Origin of the sequence: Paramicrobacterium fandaimingii (assembly GCF_011751745.2) — a bacterium.
Classification (GTDB): domain Bacteria; phylum Actinomycetota; class Actinomycetes; order Actinomycetales; family Microbacteriaceae; genus Paramicrobacterium; species Paramicrobacterium fandaimingii.
In genome coordinates, this window is the sequence record NZ_CP061170.1 from 517,225 (window position 1) to 535,830 (window position 18,606).

14 protein-coding genes are annotated in these 18,606 nt (G+C 61.7%); 6 read left to right on the top strand and 8 right to left on the bottom strand.

The features are described 5' to 3' along the window. Positions 1–37 precede the first annotated feature (37 nt). From rhaI to HCR84_RS02550, 5 genes are all read right to left on the bottom strand, one after another. Positions 38–1,204 (bottom strand): L-rhamnose isomerase, encoded by a 1,167-nt coding sequence (gene rhaI / locus HCR84_RS02530; protein ID WP_166982402.1) that lies wholly within the window; start codon positions 1,202–1,204, stop codon positions 38–40. An 86-nt stretch (positions 1,205–1,290) separates the two neighbouring features. Next, positions 1,291–2,346 (bottom strand): rhamnose ABC transporter substrate-binding protein, encoded by a 1,056-nt coding sequence (gene rhaS, locus HCR84_RS02535; protein WP_166982400.1) that lies wholly within the window; start codon positions 2,344–2,346, stop codon positions 1,291–1,293. A gap of 44 nt (positions 2,347–2,390) precedes the next feature. After that, the gene (locus tag HCR84_RS02540; protein ID WP_166982398.1) at positions 2,391–3,434 is read right to left on the bottom strand and encodes an ABC transporter permease; all 1,044 of its coding nucleotides are present in this window, start codon (positions 3,432–3,434) and stop codon (positions 2,391–2,393) included. Next, on the bottom strand, positions 3,431–4,447 hold the full coding sequence (locus HCR84_RS02545; protein ID WP_166982396.1) for an ABC transporter permease: 1,017 nt from the start codon (positions 4,445–4,447) through the stop codon (positions 3,431–3,433). Before HCR84_RS02545 ends, HCR84_RS02540 begins: the two co-directional genes overlap by 4 nt. After that, positions 4,444–5,958, bottom strand: a complete 1,515-nt coding sequence (locus tag HCR84_RS02550; protein WP_166982394.1) for a sugar ABC transporter ATP-binding protein — start codon at positions 5,956–5,958, stop codon at positions 4,444–4,446. Before HCR84_RS02550 ends, HCR84_RS02545 begins: the two co-directional genes overlap by 4 nt. Positions 5,959–6,116: 158 nt before the next feature. Here HCR84_RS02550 and HCR84_RS02555 point away from each other — a divergent pair, with 158 nt between their 5' ends. Further along, on the top strand, positions 6,117–7,124 hold the full coding sequence (locus HCR84_RS02555; protein ID WP_166982392.1) for a LacI family DNA-binding transcriptional regulator: 1,008 nt from the start codon (positions 6,117–6,119) through the stop codon (positions 7,122–7,124). On the opposite strand, the gene HCR84_RS02560 is transcribed toward HCR84_RS02555, so the two are convergent. Continuing rightward, the gene (locus HCR84_RS02560; protein WP_166982390.1) at positions 7,121–7,537 is read right to left on the bottom strand and encodes a ribonuclease HepT family protein; all 417 of its coding nucleotides are present in this window, start codon (positions 7,535–7,537) and stop codon (positions 7,121–7,123) included. The genes HCR84_RS02555 and HCR84_RS02560 overlap by 4 nt on opposite strands. After that, positions 7,534–8,010, bottom strand: a complete 477-nt coding sequence (locus HCR84_RS02565) for an XRE family transcriptional regulator (protein WP_166982388.1) — start codon at positions 8,008–8,010, stop codon at positions 7,534–7,536. The genes HCR84_RS02560 and HCR84_RS02565 overlap by 4 nt, the downstream gene beginning before the upstream one ends. 260 nt (positions 8,011–8,270) lie before the next feature. Between HCR84_RS02565 and HCR84_RS02570 the strand changes: the two genes are divergently transcribed. Further along, positions 8,271–9,275, top strand: a complete 1,005-nt coding sequence (locus HCR84_RS02570) for a LacI family DNA-binding transcriptional regulator (RefSeq protein WP_166982386.1) — start codon at positions 8,271–8,273, stop codon at positions 9,273–9,275. A gap of 28 nt (positions 9,276–9,303) precedes the next feature. Here HCR84_RS02570 and HCR84_RS02575 read toward each other — a convergent pair whose 3' ends face one another. Continuing rightward, entirely contained in the window at positions 9,304–12,570 is a 3,267-nt protein-coding gene (locus HCR84_RS02575) for a family 78 glycoside hydrolase catalytic domain (protein WP_166998951.1), read from the bottom strand. 169 nt (positions 12,571–12,739) lie between these two features. Between HCR84_RS02575 and HCR84_RS02580 the strand changes: the two genes are divergently transcribed. From HCR84_RS02580 to HCR84_RS02595, 4 genes are read left to right on the top strand one after another with little or no spacing between them, the layout of a single operon-like run. Then, positions 12,740–14,086 carry an ABC transporter substrate-binding protein gene (locus HCR84_RS02580; protein WP_166982382.1) on the top strand — a complete coding sequence of 449 codons (1,347 nt, stop codon included), beginning with the start codon at positions 12,740–12,742 and terminating at the stop codon, positions 14,084–14,086. A gap of 59 nt (positions 14,087–14,145) precedes the next feature. Beyond that, complete coding sequence (locus tag HCR84_RS02585) at positions 14,146–15,105, top strand: carbohydrate ABC transporter permease (RefSeq protein WP_166982381.1); 960 nt, start codon at positions 14,146–14,148, stop codon at positions 15,103–15,105. Beyond that, positions 15,105–15,932 (top strand): carbohydrate ABC transporter permease, encoded by an 828-nt coding sequence (locus HCR84_RS02590; protein WP_166982380.1) that lies wholly within the window; start codon positions 15,105–15,107, stop codon positions 15,930–15,932. The genes HCR84_RS02585 and HCR84_RS02590 overlap by 1 nt, the downstream gene beginning before the upstream one ends. Continuing rightward, positions 15,932–18,547, top strand: coding sequence for a family 78 glycoside hydrolase catalytic domain (locus HCR84_RS02595; RefSeq protein ID WP_166982378.1), 2,616 nt, complete (start codon positions 15,932–15,934; stop codon positions 18,545–18,547). The genes HCR84_RS02590 and HCR84_RS02595 overlap by 1 nt, the downstream gene beginning before the upstream one ends. Positions 18,548–18,606 lie beyond the last annotated feature (59 nt).

An 18,606-nucleotide genomic window follows, 5' to 3' on the forward strand; every position in this document is an offset into this window, starting at 1 on the left:
TCGAAGGCGCAGTTGGGCGGTCAGGCTCGCCGGCCGTTCAGGCACCCCAGCCGGATTGGGTTCCGCCGACGCGGTCTGTCGCGATTTTCTCCTGATAGCCGGATGCCGCATAGGCGGCCATGGGGTCGGCAGGGAGTCCTCGTGACTCGCGCCAGTCAGCGAGATCGCCGCGCACATCCGTGTAGAACGCGTCCATGACGATGCCGTTCGCCCCGAGCACGTCGTGCTCGCTCTGCGCGATGTCAAGAGCATCCCGGTCGAGCATGAGCGCCCGCGCCGTCATCTCCTGCACATTGAGCACCGAGCGAATCTGGCCGGGAATCTTGTCTTCGACGTTGTGGCACTGGTCGAGCATGAACGCCACGTCGGGGTTGGCATAGCCGCCCCCGCGCACGACCTCCATGAGAATGCGGAACAGCTGGAACGGATCGGCCGCCCCGACGATGAGGTCGTCGTCGGCGTAGAAGCGTGAGTTGAAGTCGAATGAACCGAGCTTTCCGAGGCGAAGCAGCTGCGCGACGATGAACTCGATGTTGGTTCCGGGAGCGTGGTGGCCGGTGTCGAGGCACACTTTGGCTTTGTCGCCGAGCGCGCTCACCTGGGCATAGGAGGTTCCCCAGTCGGGAACATCTGTGTGGTAGAACGCCGGCTCGAAGAACTTGTACTCCAGAACCATGCGCTGGTCGTCGCCGAGACGCCCGTAGATCGTCTGAAGGGACTCGTGCAGCCAGTCCTGTCGCGAACGGATGTCAGCCTGCCCCGGGTAGTTTGTGCCGTCGGCGAGCCAGATCTTGAGGTCGCGCGAGCCGGTCGCATCCATGACGTCGATGCACCGGAAGTGGTGGTCGATCGCCTTCTGCCGCACGGCGGGGTCAGAGTGCGTGAGCGAACCGAACTTGTAGATGTCGTCTTGGAAGGTGTTTGAATTCACCGTGCCGAGCTCGACACCGTGCTCGGCGGCGTAGCGGCGAAGCGCAGCGAAATCGTCAACCTGATCCCACGGGATGTGCAGGGCAACGGCGGGAGCAAGACCGGTGAAGCGGTGCACTGTCGCAGCATCCGCAATCTTCTCTTCAACGGTGCGGGGCGTGCCCGGCGTGCCGAACACCTTGAACCGGGTGCCGGAGTTGCCGAACGCCCACGACGGTAGTTCGATGGCCTGCTTGGCGAGCTCCGGGGCAATCGCATCGAAACGATCTGACATTGGTTCTGCTCCTTGTGTGACGTAAGTATGGGGGATGCGCCGGCGGCCGTGACCTGTTGTGCGGGCCGCCGGCGCATCGGTGACGACTAGAAGTCGAAGTCGTCGATGTTGTCTGCGGTGAACACAAACGGATCGCCGAGCGTGACGATGCCATCGGCACCGACTTCGTACGACGTCTGATCGGTGCTGAGGCCCTCCACTTCGAAGGTGTCGCCTTCTTCACCGGTGATGTCGCCGTCGATCATCGCCTTTGCCGCGAAGGCGGCGAGGATGCCGAGGTCTTCGGGGTTCCACAGGGCGAACGAGGTGACTGTGCCGTTTTCGACGTACTCACGCATGTCATTCGGAGTGCCGAGACCGGTCAAAGCCACTTCACCCTTGAAGTCCGACGTCGACAGGTAGCGCGCGGCTGCCGCGATGCCGACAGTCGTCGGCGAGATGATGCCCTTCAGGTCGGGGTACGTCGACAGCAGCGCCTCCGTCTTGTCGAACGATGTCTGGTCGTCGTCGTTGCCGTACACAGTGTCGACGAGTTCGATGTCAGGGTACTCGGAGTCGAGGTACGTCTTCATCTCCTCGATCCAGGCATTCTGGTTTGTCGCGTTGGCGGCGGCAGACAGAATCGCGATCTGGCCCTCGCCGTCGATCTGCTCGGCGATCAGGTCGACCTGCTTCTTCGCGATCAGTTCGGCGTTTGATGCCGAGACGTAGAGATCACGGCACTCGGGGTCGACGTCGGAGTCGAACGTGACGACGGCGACGCCAGCATCCCGTGCCTCGCCGAGAGCGTCGCAGAGTGCGTTTGGGTCGTTTGCCGAGAGCACGATCGCGTCGACGCTCTGCTGCGTGAGCGTGTTGATGTACGTCACCTGGCCGTCGGCCGTCGCCTCCGTCGGGCCGACCTCCTTGTAGGTACCGCCGAAGCCCTCGACGGCAGACTGACCCGCGGCATCCGATGCTTCAAAGTAGGGGTTGCCGAGGCTCTTGGGCAGAAACGCGATGTCGTAGGAGTCGCCTCCGCCGTCACCACCGCCCTCGGATCCTCCATCGCTGGCGGAGCAGGCTGTTGCGGTAAGTGTCACTCCGAGGGCAAGCGCGATCAGCGCCATGCCCGATCGGGAGCGTTTGCTGAACAACGTCATTGTTCGTCCTTCTTTCTTGGTGGGGTGCAGGGAATGGTTCAGGGTCAGGATGCTGCCGCGGCAACGCGTCTTCGCTCGGCGAACCGGGAGACGGCCGAGATGATCGAGGGCACGATCACCGACACGACGAGCAAGAGCCCTGTCGCGACGTTGATGACGTCTGACGAGACGTCGGCGAGGCGCAGCGCGCTGCGCAGGGCCCCGATGACGAGCACCCCGGCAATGACTCCGATGAGCGAGCCGCGGCCGCCGAAGATCGAGACGCCTCCGACCAGCACCGCGGCAACGACCACGAGTTCGAGCCCCATGGCGTTGTCGCCACGCGCCGAGTCGTAGCGCAGCGTCCAGAACGCTCCAGCGAGGGCGGAGACCGTGCCGCTCGCGACGAAGAACCAGAACTTCAGGCGACCGGCGTCGATTCCAGAGAACGCCGACGCCTCCTTGTTGAGCCCGATGGCATAGGTGCTTCGCCCGATCCCTGTAGCGTGCAGGATCACGACAGCGATGATCGCGAGAACAATGAAGATGATGAGAATGCCGGGGATCGCCGTTCCCTGTCCGAAGAGCCGTTCCTTGACGAGGTCGCCGAATACGTCGGGAAAACCAGTGACGGCTGTGGTTCCGAGAATTCCCACGGCGATGCCGCGATAGAGCGCGAGCGAGCCGATCGTGACCGCAAGTGAGGGAAGTCCAACAGTCGTCACGAGGAAGCCATTCAGCGCGCCGCCGATCACGCCGACGATTAGAGCCACGACGATCGCTGCCGGAACCGGAACCCCGGCCTGGAAGAGGGCGCCGATCGTCACGCTCGACAGTCCGACCATGCTCGCGACCGACAGGTCGATCTCGCCTGTGATGATCACGAAGGTCATGGGAAGTGCGATGAGCAGAACGGGGAAGACGTCGAGGATCAGAAAGTACAGCGTGTTCGGAGTCGTGAAGTTGTCAACGCTCACTGAGGCGACGATCCACACGATCACGAGCAGAGCGATGATCGCCGCTGACCGGCCGAACAGCAATGTGCGAAGTCGCGCTGCAGTAGGCGGAGCCGTGGGCAGCGACGTTGTCTTCTCGAGCGTGCGCGTCATGAGCTGACTCCTTCACGTTCGGCACCGGCGGATTGTCGCTCTCGAAAGACCGCGCGCTGCGTGCGCAGCGAGAGAACGCGGTCGAGCACGATGGCGCCGATGATGAGCGCGCCCACGACGGCCTGCTGCCAGAAGTCCTGAATGCCGACGGTGGGCAGTGCGCGATTGATCGTCGACAGCAGCACGGCTCCGAGTGCGGCGCCGAGCACGGTTCCGCTCCCGCCGAAGATCGCGACACCGCCGATGACTGCAGCGGCAACAGAGTCGAGCTCCATTCCGGAGCCCGCCGTCGCGCTCACAGTCGCATACCGTGCGGCGTACATCACGCCGGCGATGCCGGAGAGCGTTCCCGAGATCACGAATGTTCCGAAGATACGGCGTGCGACGGGAAGACCGTAGAGCTCCGCGGCATCCGGATTCGACCCGATCGCGTAGAGATCGCGCCCGGAACGCATATAGCCGAGGTAGTAGGCGAGCACGGCGAAGGCAATGAGGGCGATGACAGTGAGCCATGGGATGCCGAAGAGCGACCCCGTGCCGATGGCTGTGAAGTCCGACGGCAGGTCTGACGCGTTGATGCGCGTTGACCCCGCCCAGGCAATGTCGATGCCGCGATAGATGTAGAGCGTTCCCAGTGTGATCACGAGAGCCGGAACCTTGGCGACGCTGACGAGCAGACCATTGATGACGCCAAGTCCCGTGCCGAGAAGCACACCGAGCAGAATCACCAGGATCGTCGGCGCGTCCGGCCAATCAGTGAACATGCGCCCAGTGGCATATGCCGAGAGACCAAGGACCGCGCTGACCGAGAGGTCGATGTTCCTGGTGATGACGACGACGGCCTGAGCGATGGCGAGCAGAACGAGAATCGACGGCGTGAGCAACAGGTTGCGAAAGCCGTCTGAGCCGAATGCGAAGTTGGAGTTGAAGAGCGTGGCGATCACGATCACGACGATCACCGCGAGAGCGACGCTGGTTTCGCGCCGCTTGACGAGGGCAGTCAGGCTGTTCATGCGGCGTCCTCCGTTCGCGTCGCTGCGGTCATGACGGTTTCAGACGTGGCATCAGCCCGGCTGAGTTCGGCAGTGAGGCGCCCCTCGCGCACAACGAGAACGCGGTCGCTCATGCCGAGCACCTCGGGAAGCTCTGACGAGATCATGAGAATCGCCATGCCCTGCTGGGCAAGCTCATCGAGCAGACGGTGCACCTCTGCCTTCGTGCCGATGTCGATTCCGCGCGTCGGTTCATCGACGATGAGCAGTCTCGGATTCGTTTCGAGCCACTTGGCGAGAACCACCTTCTGCTGGTTTCCGCCGGACATCGTGCGGGCTTCGCTGTCGAGGTCTCCGGCCTTGACGCGGAGCTTGGCCGCGCCTTCTTCTGCCTTCGCGTACTCCCGGCCGCTCGACATGAGGCCCCACCGCGCGAGTGCGCGTCGGATCACAAGTGTCATGTTGCGCGCGACGGACATGTCGACGATCAGCCCTTGCTGGCGGCGGTCCTCGGGTACGAGGCCGATTCCCGCTTTGATCGCCTTGCGCGGATTTCCGCGCGCGAGCACGCTGCCGTCCACGCGGATGACGCCTTCGGTGTAGCTGTCGATTCCAAAGATCGCACGGGCAATCTCGCTTCGGCCCGCGCCGACGAGTCCCGCGAGACCGACGATCTCGCGTTCGCGAACCGTGAAGTTCACGTCTGAGAAGACTCCGGGCGAGGTCAACCCCTCGACCGAGAGCACGATGTCTCCTGGCCCTGTTCCCTCCGTTTTGGGAAACAGCGTGTCGACGTCTCTGCCGACCATGAGGGTGACGATCTCTGCCGGACTGACCGCGTCGATGCTGTGCGTAGACACGTATGCCCCGTCGCGCATCACGGTCACGGTGTCGCAGAGGTCGAAGATCTCATCGAACCGGTGCGAGATGAAGACGAGCCCGCGGCCTTCGTCGCGAAGGGCGCGGGCGATCGTGAAGAGGCGCGTGACCTCGACCCCGCTCAGTGCAGCGGTGGGCTCGTCCATCACGAGCACGCGCGCATCAAGAGAGATGGCCTTGGCAATCTCGAGAACCTGCTGGTCGGCGATCGAGAGACCTAGCGCGATGCGAGTCGGGTCGATTGAGACGCCGAGACGGTCAAACAGCTTCGCAGTCTCGCTGTTCATTGTGCGTCTGTCGATCTTTCCCACTGCCGCCACCGGATGGCGGCCCATGAAGACGTTCTCCGCGACGGTGAGGTCGGGGAAGAGCGTCGGCTCCTGGTAGATGACGGCAACCCCGGCGTTCTTCGCTTCGGCTGTCGACCCGAAGTCGACGTCTTCTCCGGCGAGCGTGACGGCACCTGAGTCACGGCGGTGCACACCGGCGACCACCTTGACGAGCGTCGACTTGCCCGCACCGTTCTCGCCGACGACCGCGTGGATTGACCCGGGGTAAAGCGTCAGGCTGCCTGAGTCGAGGGCAACGACCGACCCGAAGGTCTTTCGCACGTCGCGCAACTCGAGTATCGGCGGGACATCAGGGATCGGCATTGATCGGGCTCCGAGGGGTCGGGGATGAATCGTTTCACGGGTAAACTCAGACTAGGGTCATCCCTGCAAATCTGTCAACAGAAGGCAGCGCGCGTTATCGAACTGAGACGATTCATTTCGCAGTGTATGCTGACGTGCAGTCGCCCACGGGAGGGAAAATGTCAGTCAGCGTTCGTGACGTCGCCGATCGCGCCCAGGTGTCGGTCGGCACGGTATCGAATGTGCTCAATCGGCCAGAGCGTGTTTCGCCGACCACCGTCGAGCGCGTCACAGCGGCGATCGCCGATCTTGGTTTTGTGCGCAACGATGCAGCTCGCCAGCTGCGAGCCGGTCGCAGCCGAAGCATCGCTTTGTCCGTGCTTGACATCGGCAACCCCTTCTTCACGGACATTGCTCGGGGCGCCGAAGATCGGGCTCGCGAAGCGGGGCTCTCTGTACTGCTCGCCAACAGCGACGAGGATTCGGGCCGCGAATCGGAGCACCTCGACCTGTTCGCAGAGCAGCGCGTCTTCGGCATCCTGCTCACACCCGTCGGCGCGCGACCCGAGAGGCTCGAGTCACTGCGTCGGCAGGGAACCCCAACGGTGCTCGTCGACAGGCAGACCGACAGTTCCGACTTCTCATCTGTCGCAGTTGACGACGTCGCAGGCGGGTACATGGCAGTGAAGCATCTGCTCGACATCGGCCGCCGACGCATCGTGTTCGTCGGAGGTCCTGCTCGGATTCGGCAGGTTGCCGACAGGCTCGAGGGTGCGCAGAAGGCGGTCGCCGAGGTGGGCGATGCCACGCTCGACGTGGTTCTGCAGGAGTCTCTGTCGGTGCTGCAGGGGCGGGCAGCGGGCGAGAGACTGAGTGCGCGACCGGCATCGAATCGACCGGATGCTGTGTTCGCAGCGAATGATCTGCTGGCGATGGGTCTGCTTCAGGCGTTCGCGATGCTGGGAAGCATCCGGGTTCCTGATGACGTCGCGCTGATCGGGTACGACGACATCGACTTCACCAGGGCGTCGGTTGTGCCGTTGTCATCTGTTCGTCAGCCCAGTCACGAGATCGGGCACACGGCGGTTGATCTGCTGCTGAGGGAGAACGCGGAAGGCCCGTCGTTCACGCACGAGCAGATCGTGTTTCAGCCCGAGCTCGTCGTGCGGGAATCGACCGGCAATTAGTCGAATGTCGGCTCGGCATCGGTATCGGGAAGTGCCTGCTGCAGTCGACGGATGAGATCTGGGAGATCTCGTGTGGCGCTGATCCAGAAGGACTCATCGTCCATCTGTGAATACCCACCATGAGCGACAATATTGCGTACAGCAACGAGCGATCGCTGCTCTGTCTTCGTCAATACCCCGTGGAGAAAACTGTTCTCCTGGCGCTCCAGGACAGTGGTCAAACGAACGATGGCCATCGAAGCCGCGTCGTATGACGGCGATCCATCGATGAAGTCGGTGCGGCGAGTTCCGATCACCTGCGAGTGCAGACGCATATCGATTCGTTTGAGCTCGGCACGGAGGTTGGCTCGATCTGTTTCTCGCCGGCCCTGGGAGGTGATGCGGGGACGCGGTTTGAACGGCTCGTCAGTCACAGCGGAACCGACTGATCGGCGGCCGATTTACCGTGTGAGCTTCGACTCGCTGATGCCTTTTCGTGCACATCGGCCGGGAATCCCGTGAGTTCTTCGACGTCGGCAGCATAGGCGCCAAGGCTGAAGAGCGACAGAGGGTGTTCGGCATCGACAAGTATGTCGATATCGCTGTCGAAATGGTCTTCACCCCTCACGAGGGAGCCGAAGAGACTCACCGACGTGAACCCCCGGTTGCTTGCGGCCGTTCGGAGCGCGTCTGCGTTCAAGGCGACGGCGACAGAGGGGCGAAAATCTGCTGCGGAGAGGATGCGCTCGAGCATCATGGGTGATGGACGCCGTTTGCCCGATTCCATTTCTGCAAGGTTCGGCTGGCTGATCGTCGCACGCAGAGCCAGTTCCTTCTGGCTCAGATTCGCATCGAGACGTGCGGCTTTTATGAGTTGAGCTGCACGCACAGGATCGAACCGTGTCATACATAAATTATCTCATCAATGGGATACCAGGGCAACGATATGACGGATTCCTCTCAGAAGGACTGATACCTGCTGGTGATTTTGTATCCCCAGAGTACGGGCGCGAATGGCAGCATCCGGAATGTCGTGAGGACTGACTAGCGCGGACCGAGTGGTGGTTGATGCACGGGGATCTGGCCGGTTGGCCGGGATGGTGCCGGTTCATACCGCGCTCATATCTATGATGGTTTGAGCGCGCTGCGCGAGAAGGAGAGGGCACCGTGGCCAGTCCGGTCGGAATTCGAGAAGTGGCTGAACGAGCCAAGGTGTCCATCGGGACAGTCTCTAACGTTCTCAACAAGCCCGATCTTGTCTCTGCTAAGACGCTCGAGCGTGTGCTTGCCACGATGGACGAACTCGGCTTCGTGCGAAATGATCTGGCTCGGCAACTCAAGATGGGTGGCGGAACGACTCTCGGGATGATCGTTCTTAACGTGGCGAACCCGTTCTTCGGTGACCTGGCCCACGCGTGCGAGAGCGCTGCAGAGGCCCACGGCCACACGGTGATCTTCGGAAGCAGCGACCAGCTCGTTGGCCGCGAGGACCGCTATATCGAACTGTTCGAGGAACAGCGCGTCCGCGGCATGATCATTGCCCCCCTCGATGGGCCGACCGAGCGGATTGAACGGCTTATTCGCCGCGGCATGCCTGTCGTTCTCTTCGATATTCACGCGGGCGAAGGCGACTTCTGTTCTGTGGCGATGGACGGTGCAGAGGGCGGGTACCTGGCCACCCGTCACCTCCTCGAGTCAGGACGTCGAAAAATCGCGTTCCTCGGTGGTCCACTTCATCAGGTGGAGGATCGCTGGACTGGTGCGCTCAGGGCGGTCGACGAGGTAGATGGAGCAGTTCTCACCCACATCGACACCGTCGACCAGACGATCGCTGACGGGAGGGCGATCGGTGATCAGCTGGCGGCAATGGCTCCTGAGTCTCGACCGGACGCGGTGTTCGGCGCAAACGACCTGCTCGCGCTCGGTCTCATGCAATCACTCGTCATTGCAGACGGGCTCAAGGTGCCGCGCGATATTGCCATCGTGGGCTACGACGATATCGACTATGCGGCATCGGCAATTGTTCCCTTGACGACGGTGCGCCAGCCGAAAGAGTCACTGGCACACGAGGCGGTTCGGCTGGTGCTCGACCATGCGGCAGCTGGCACGTCGCACGTTCACGAGCACTCTCTGCTGCCACCTGAGCTCGTAGTCAGAGCGAGTACAGTCTAGGGATCATTCGCACGGGCCAGCTGCCGAGTCACCAGGTTGAACGAACCGCGCTGAAGCCCGTCTCTCCGAGCTGGAAAGCGAGCGGAACATCGTCTTCGGCGGCAGACGAGTATGCGGTTTCTGGCTGCTCCCGCACTCGCACACCAACCTCCACCGATGTGATCGAGGTGAACGCGGCAAGGCGGGTTACGTCGACGCTCACGCGGTTCCACCCGGCCGGCCAGATGGTGCCGACTCCCCGAGCGATGCTTCCGTCGGCGCCGGTGACGATGATGAACGACTCCAGGGCACGTGTGGGATTATCGAGACAGAGGTCGAGCATCGCATACACAAACCTCGCGTCTCGTCGATCTGTGCCGAGACCGGAGACAGGGAATCGGGCAGACAGCTGTGTGCCTGCTCCGAGGACGGCAGCTGGTGTGCGGTGAGTGCCTTGCACGAGCACGACAGGACCTTCTGGCTGCTCGTGCGGGACGGGCATGCACTGCAGCCCGGAGGGCAGGATGACGATGGGCAGCGCATCAACCGCGGTAACAGAATCGACAGCGAGAGCATTCGACAGCCAGTCGCGCTCGCCGATAACGTCCGGCGACGGAGCCGGTCTGTACGGAGCCTGCCACGACGGATCGTCCGGCAGCGACGTGTGCTGCGATTTCCTCTCCACTGTGAATCGCCGAGTGTACGTACCCGCCTTGAGAATTTCTTCGCGGTTTCCAGCGAGTCGCAGCACGGCTTCAGAAGAGACCGGAACGGTGAGCTCGATAACCCCGGCGCTTCCATCGAGCCAGTAGTGCACGTCAATCGTCCCGCGCACAGTGTGAGTCGTGAGCGACAACGTGTCGATGCCCGTCACGAATTGAGGCTCGACGGTGAAGCGCGACCATGCAGCTCTGGTCGGGCGCACACCCGCAAGCCATTGCCACGCCCAACCCGCGACCGGTCCTCCGAGACCGACATGATCGAGGGACCCGGTTCCGGTATTGGCTGGGTCGATCCACCAGCACTCCCAGAATGTGCCCGGCCCGTGATCGATCATTGCTCCGATGCCTGGCTCGGCCGGTTGGTGAAGTGCATCGAAAATCGACTGTGAATGGCCAGCCCGAGCGAGAGCGCGCACCGTCGTTCGCGTCGCGGCAAAGCCTGAGCTGAGGCGATGTCCTCGTGCGTAGACGTCCTCGGCGATACGATCGGCTGCGCGGTGCGCGGCGGGTCCCGAAAGCGTGGCGGACTCGACTGCTACCGCGTTCGCTGCCTGCGTGCCGTTTCCGAAGACATCACGCCCAGCATCGTAAAACGCGGCGTATGCCGATCGACGCAGCTCATCTGCCTGTTCCCGCCTGGTTGCTGCGGCATCCAAATCTCCAGTCTCCTCTTCGAGCATGGCGAGTGACTCGAGGCAATCGATCACGGCGCCAGTGTGGTGAATTGGCGGTGGCGTTTGAGTGAGCGCGAGCCAGTCTGAACCGTAGCTGATCGGTGCGCCGTCAATGGTGCCCTCGTCGCCCCGCAGCATCCACAGATAATCTGCCCAGTCCCGCAGAGCCGGAAGAGTCTCGCGCACCACCCGCTCATCGCCGTAATGCAGCCAATGGCCCAGGAGTACTCGCTGGAGCGCGCCACCCCAGACGGGATCTGGGCTGATCCGCGGCCGTCGGATGTCGGGAGAGATTGCCGGTATGCTGCCGTCGGCTTGCTGGCTCGTGCGCAGATCTGCGAGCCACTTTGCGAAGAATGCCTGCATGTCGAACGCCGAGAATGCGAACTCGGCAGCAGAAGCCGTATCGCCAGTCCAGCCCGATTGCTCGCGAGTCGGGCAGTCTTCAGGAATTCCATGGAGGTTATTGAGCAGGGTTCGCTGTGCAACGTGCGAAAGCGCGGCGACGTGTGAGTCATCTGTCGTGAGCTCGCTGACGCTCTGCAGATCAGAGTGCAGACTCCATGCTTCAACGCTGAGGCGGGCGTCGGAGGGAATGCCAAAAATCTCGACGTAGCGGAAGCCGTGATAGGCGAACCACGGCTCACAGACAGCGTGCGACGTCGGTCCGGTGACGTACTCGATAACCTGCCGCGGGCGTCCGTTGTCGAACGGCATCGTGAGGTTCGTCGTATCGAGTCGGCCGCTCGCGTCGACGTGTTCGCCGTGAACCACTCTCACCACGGTGCCGACGGGCAGCGGAGACAAGAGAGTGAGGCGCGTGCGACCGGCGATATTCGTTCCGACGTCGTAGACGCGACTCGTGGCTGTGCGGGTGAGTTCTGTCACGGCGTGTGGCGAGACACGATGCACGGCCGGGGACGGGTCAGGGGCGACGATGGCCGGTGGAGTGGCGAATGATGCCCGTGCTGTGCTCGCTTCAAGGACGTTCAGAGCATCCGAATAGTCGAAATCGGTCGCACCTTCACTCCATTCATGCCGCTCGAGGTAGAACGGCTCATCATGTGTGATCTCGCTGGCGGCAGCAGTCATCCCAGGGCCGGTGCCAGCGCGGACGATGGTTCCATCGGCTGCGTGCACGACAAGCTCCGCCAGTAATCGTGGATCTTCACCAGAGCGTGCCCATTCGCCTAACCCGAGTGCGAAGTCGATTGAGTTCTCTCCGGCGACAACGAGGTCGGTCACGTCATAGCTTCGGTACAGCGCTCGACTCAGATCGGTGCGAGAAGGGTCAGCGGCGTCTGCATTCACGGCAGTTCCGTTGATGGAAGCCCGAACGAGTCCCTGGGCGGTGAGGTGGAGTCGCGCGCGCTCGGTCACTCCATCGAGGCGCAAGGTTCGTCGCAGCACAGTGAGCGCGGGATGAGACACCCAGCTCGCACTCCAGTCATCGAGGCTCCACGGGCCCGTTTCGAATCGCGATGGTTCTGCCCAGCCCGACCACGTGCCAGCCTCGTTTCGCACTTGGACTGTCCATGCGTACAGGCCGCCGGCGTCGAGCTCGGTGTCGAGTTCGATAAAAGGGTCATTGGACTCGACGGCACCGCTGTCGAAGATGTGAGCGGAATCGTCGGGTCGCGGATCGATCGGTCCCACGCTTGCGCGCACCCTGAACGCGGTCTGCAGTTGACCATTGTGCTCAAGGGGAATCACCCACGAAAGCCGCGGTCTGCGCTCGGACGCGAGCGCAACGAACCGATCTTCCGATCTGCGAGACGATGTCTCGCAGGAAGCTCGCGCATCGTCAGTGCGACGTCCGTCTACTCTCAGCGATGTTGGTATCGGACTGGTCACATTGGCCCCTTCGCCGCTCGTCACGAACGTGACTTTCTGAGAATTCTCGCCGCCGCGAATGAACATTTCATCACGGTAACCGAACGAACCTCAACTTCAACTTGACAAGTTTCTGCAACTCGCACATCATAGCTGAAAGGTTTCAATTTTGAGTATTTGCACCGATGATGCTGTCGGAACATGCGCTCGCACCGAAACAGTCCTGCTTTGAACAATCACGTTAGGAAAGCTGACAATGACGTCACACACAGCGAGAAATTCGCGCCGTGCGATTGCTGCTCTTGCCGCAGCGATCATGATCCCAGCGCTTGCCGCGTGCGGAGGAAGCTCCGCGTCCGGGAGCGGAGGGGCCGGCGAAGTCAAGGGAAGTTCCATCGTCCTCACGACAATCACCGGACTCGAGCCGCAGTTTCAGAAGTACGCAGACGCGTACATGGAGGCATTCCCCGACCGCAAGGTAGAGGTTCGCAGCACCACGGACGACGCTGCCGAGTACGCGCAACAGCTCGCAACCGCGCGATTAAGTGGTGAACTGCCCGATGTCTTCTTCAACGTGGACTTTCTCGCAGACACGCTCGCCGAAAACAAGGTCACTCTCGACTTAGCGCAAGGCTTGAAGGAGGGAAAGCTCGGTGACCTCGACGCTGACTCGTTCCTTCCGCAATTCGTCGGACAGTATCGCCCCCTCGCCGATCCGGACACGATCACTGGACTTCCCGTGAGCGCTGACTCGGTCGGGTTGTTTTACAACAAGTCCCTTTTTGATGAACTCGGAGTATCTGAGTATCCGCAAGCCGACTGGACGTGGGACGACATGTATCGCGTCGCGGAGGAGATCCAGGACAAGAGCGGCGACACCGTGACGGGGCTTGGCGCACCGCTCGGCGACGGATCTGATCTCATCGTGTTCGGCCCGGTCATCAAAGCCTTTGGTGGCACGGTCTTCGACCCGGAGACCGGGAAGTCTGGAATCGGTCAGCCAGAAGCTCTCAAGGCGTGGGAGCTGCTCCTTGACGCATACGGAACGGCGTCCGGGCCGTACACCACAACGACAGACGATCCCTCGCTCAAGTTTGAATCGGGAAACGTGGCAATGGCGATCGCATCGCGCGGAGCAGTGCCCGGACTCCAGACGACGCTCGTCGACGATGACTGGGACGTTCAGACGATGCCGACGATCAACGGCAAATCGACAGCGGGCGGCGGTTCGTACGGGCTCTCGATTGCGCAGACCAGCGAGAACCAGGATGCCGCATGGGCATTCTTGAGTTGGTTCTACGACACCGATACCGGAATGAAGGTCGCGCAGGACGTCGGTGGAGTCATCCCTCCCACCGACAACGGCATCGACAACGGCACCTGGAAGGACGGCGCTGCGCCGCCCGAGCACATCGAGATCTTCGGTGACTCTGCCCGTGAAGCCGTGCTCATCGATCAGATGCCTGGCTCCTCTTCGACCACACTTAAGGAAGCGACGAAGAAGGCAACCCAAGAAGTGGTGCTGAACGGTATGTCGATAGAAGAGGCATTCGGTGCGGCAGAGAAGACCGTCAACGAGGCAATTGAGAAGGAAAGCAAGTAGCGGGCAACCGGGTGGGACGATGCTCGTTCCACCCGGACTCCTGATCATCGGAGATCGTATTGGCAACTACAGTTCTTGACACACAGGCGATACAAGCCCGCACGAGCAGCAAACGCCGCGTACCGGACAAGCCGAATCGTCGCCGTCGTGACAAACGTGTTGACGCGCTCACGGCAGCGGCATTTCTTGCGCCAGGGATGCTTGCATTCGCTGTCTTCGTGATCGTGCCTGCACTCGGCGGACTCGTTCTGAGCTTCTTTCAATGGGACCTGTTCGGAGTGCCGACATGGGTTGGACTCGACAATCTCGTCCGGCTGTTCGGCGATCCGCAGATGTGGCAAGCACTGTGGGTAACCATCCTGTTCGTGGTGCTCGGCGTCATACCGACGATCATGATCGGATTTGTCCTCGCGGTGCTCATCAATACGAAGCTGCCTGGCATCGGGGCCATCCGAGTCTTCTATTTCGCGCCGATGATTGCGTCGGCAGCCGTCGCCTCGCTCATCTGGGCAAACCTGTACAGCTCTCGGGGGCTGGTGAACCAGGCACTCAGCTGGGTTGGAATTCAAGGGCCGAATTGGCTCTCTGACCTGACGTGGGCGCGTCCGGCACTCGTCATCATGATGATCTGGAGTGCTCTGCCTATCGTCATCATCCTCTACCTTGCTGGCCTGCAACGGGTGTCTGACGACATCTACGCCGCTGCTTCACTTGACGGGGCCGGCAAATGGCGGCAGCTCTGGTCGATGACATGGCCGAATGTATGGGGAACCACCCTGCTCATCGCAGTGCTTCAGACTGTGGGTTTCGTGAGCGGATCATTCGAGATCGCACTCATCATGACGGATGGCGGCCCGCTTGGCACAACGCAATCAATCGCGCTCTATTCCTACAAGGTTGCCTTCTTCGAACGGGACATCGGCTATGCCAGCGCGCTGTCGCTTTTCCAACTCGTCATCATGATCGCCATCGTGATTCTTGTGCGCTCAATCGTGCGCTTTCGGAAGGAGCGTGTCTGATGCGTACCTCACGCACAAGCAAGATCGTCCGCTACGTTGCGGTACTTCTCGGCGGACTTGTCATGGCGACGCCATTGCTCTTCATGGTTTCGGGCTCGCTCAAGTCTGCAGCCGAAGTCAATGCCTTCCCGCCGGTGCTGGTGCCAGAGACGCCAATCTGGCAGAACTTCGTTGACGCGTGGAATTTCTTGACGCCGCAGGTGATAGGAAACACCTTCATATTCAGCCTTGGCGTCGTTGGCCTGCAACTGCTGCTGTCGTTGCCGGCTGCTTTCGCCCTCGCAAAGATTCCGTTCAAATGGTCTGCCGCGATACTTGCGACGCTTGTCGTGCCCATGCTCATTCCGGGCAACCTCACGCTCATCCCTCTCTTCATCGTGACGTTTGAGTTGGGGTGGCTCAATACATTTGCCGGGCTCATCATCCCGATGGCTGCCCAATGCGCGTTCTCGATACTTCTCTTCAGACAGTTCTTCGCGACGTTGCCGTCTGGGCTCATTGAAGCGGCGCGCATCGACGGCGCCAGTTGGTGGAGAGTGCTGACATCCATTGCGCTGCCGCTGGCTAAGCCCGCTCTCGCAACGTTCTGTTCGATCAGCTTCCTCACCGCCTGGAATATGTACATCTGGCCCCAGGTCATTGCACCAAACCCCGCGAACAAAGTGATCAACGTGGCCCTTGCGCCGCTCGCCGGCGGCGAGAACTCTGTCATATCACCGGCTATCGGGCTCGCCGGTGCGGTCATCGCCATGCTTCCCGTCCTCATCGTGTTCATCGTGTTCCAGAAGTGGTACCTGAAGGGCGTCGCCGGAACGGGGCTTGAGTGATGCCTCCGTCCGGCGAGTCGCCTCTTACAGAAGCGAGTCCTCGACCGTCGGGTTCCCCTCGCGCGCACGTCACACGTCCGCGTGCTGAGTACCTTGATGACGCATTCGGTATCGGCACGGCATCGCCCCGGCTGTCATGGCGCATTGAATCGGCGTCTGCCGGGTGGCGATCTGATCGATACTGGCTGGGTCTCGAAAGGGACGATGGTGCGACGGAGACTGTGGTCGTCGACTCTGACGAGCAACTCTACGTTCCCTGGCCGTTCGCCCCGTTGGCGTCGCGCGAGCGGGTTCGTGTGAGGGTTCGAGTGGGAAGCGGAAACACGTGGACCGATGAGAGTGAGCCCCTCGAGATCGAGGCTGGACTGCTCGAACAAGACGATTGGGTGAAACAGCTCATCAGTCCGTCGACGATCGGGAGACTTGACGACGGTGCTCCGCTGCTGTTCGGGAGCGCCGATCTCGACGCAGAGCCGATTTCGGCTCGGCTCTACCTCACGGCACACGGCATTGTCGAGTTCACGATCAACGGCAATCGAGTCGGCGACGATGTGTTCGCCCCTGGATGGACAGCCTATGAGAAGCGTCTGCGCTATCGGAGCTACGACGTCACGCCGCTTGTGCGCAGAGGAACCAACGAGCTGCGTGCTCTCATCGGAAATGGCTGGTATCGCGGCCAACTCGTATGGCCTGGCAATCGATCGAGTTACGGAGATCGCCTTGGCGCCCTCGCACAGCTCGAGGTGAACTATGCGGATGGTTCGCGAGAAATCTTCGGAACGGATGCTTCATGGGGTGCCGTGCCCAGCAGCATCCTGTTCGATGATTTCTATGACGGGCAACGTCGCGACCTGAGGATCACAGATTCTCCCGAAGGTAAGCGCGTGGATTCTGTCGATGTGCTTGACGGGGATTTCGCCCGCCTCATTGCGCCGTCCGGGCCGCCCGTGCGCATTACGGAGACGCTTGCGGCTGTGCAGCTTCTGACGACGCCGTCCGGCAAGACAATCGTTGATTTTGGGCAGAACCTCGTGGGGTGGGTGCGCCTTCGTGTGCATGGCGAGGCGGGTGCTGAAGTGACGATTCGCCACGCAGAGGTTCTCGAGCACGGAGAGCTCGGTGTTCGCCCACTCCGCAGTGCCCTTGCGACCTGCACCTACACGCTCTCTGGCCAGCCAGAAGAGATTCTGCAACCGACATTTACCTTCAATGGATTTCGATACGCAGAGATTTCGGGCGTCCCCGAGCTGGCGCTCACTGACGTTGAAGCACTCGTGCTCGGGACAGATCTTCAGCGCACTGGGTGGTTCGAGTCGTCTGACCCGCGGGTCAATCGTCTCCACGAGAACGTCGTGTGGAGCACACGCGGCAACTTTCTCGATGTGCCAACCGACTGCCCTCAGCGCGACGAGCGACTCGGATGGACGGGGGACCTTCAGGTCTTCGCCCCGACAGCGACGTTCTTATTCGACACAGCGGGCTTCCTCTCGGGTTGGCTTGGCGACCTCGCGGCGGAGCAGAAGCCGGACGGCGGGGTTCCGTACGTGATCCCCGATGTTCTCCGCGAGCCCAATCCTGCGGCCGCTGCCTGGAGTGACGCGGCAACGATCGTTCCCGAGGCCGTGCACCATGCATATGGCGACGTGGGTGTGCTTCGGCAGCAGTACCCATCCATGAAGGCGTGGGTTGAGAAGGTCCGCAGCATTGTGGGTCCCGCTCTGCTGTGGCGCACGGGTGCCCAGTTCGGCGATTGGCTTGATCCGACGGCGCCGCCAGACGACGCTTCACGCGCTCAAGCAGACCCGGCTGTCGTCGCTACGGCCTATTTCGCGCGGTCTGTGGGGATTCTCGCGCGCACCGCTGAAACACTCGGCCTTCGCGTGGAAGCTGCGGATTACGCGCAGCTCGAGAAACAGGTGCGCGCCGCATTTATTTCGGCGTACGTCAGCGAAGACGGGCGCGTCCACAGCGATTGCCAGACTGTCTACGCGCTCAGCATCGTCGGTGATCTCTTCGCCAGCGAACGGCAGCGCGCCGGCGCGGGCGATCGCCTCGCCGAGCTCGTGACCGCAGCGGGTTTTCGTGTCAGCACGGGTTTCGTGGGAACCCCTGTCATTCTTGACGCGCTTTCTACTGCGGGATACCCAGAGTTGGCATATCGGATGCTGCTCGAGGAGTCCTGTCCGTCGTGGCTGTACGCCGTTTCAATGGGGGCAACGACGATTTGGGAGCGTTGGGACTCGATGCTGTCCGATGGATCGATCAATCCCGGCTCGATGACCTCGTTCAACCACTATGCGTATGGGGCCGTTGCCGACTGGCTGCATCGATGTGTCGCCGGCCTGTCGCCGAGTTCGCCTGGTTATAGGACTGTGGACGTTCGGCCGCTTGTCACCGGTGATCTGTCGAGCGCGTCGGCTCGTCATCTCTCACCGTATGGGGAGATCGCGGTGGAGTGGCGGCTCGAAAATGGCCAGGTGGACCTCACGTTGACCATTCCCTACGGTGTGACCGCCGATGTATGGATGCCGGGCGCTTCTGTCGCTGAGACAGTGCGCAACGGCAGCCACCGATTCAGGTCTGAGCTGCAGCCGCTGCAGTACGCGCCCGAGTAGCAGTCGAATGTGTGGCGGGACTCGAACGAGTCCCGCCACACAACTCTGCAACTCACGTG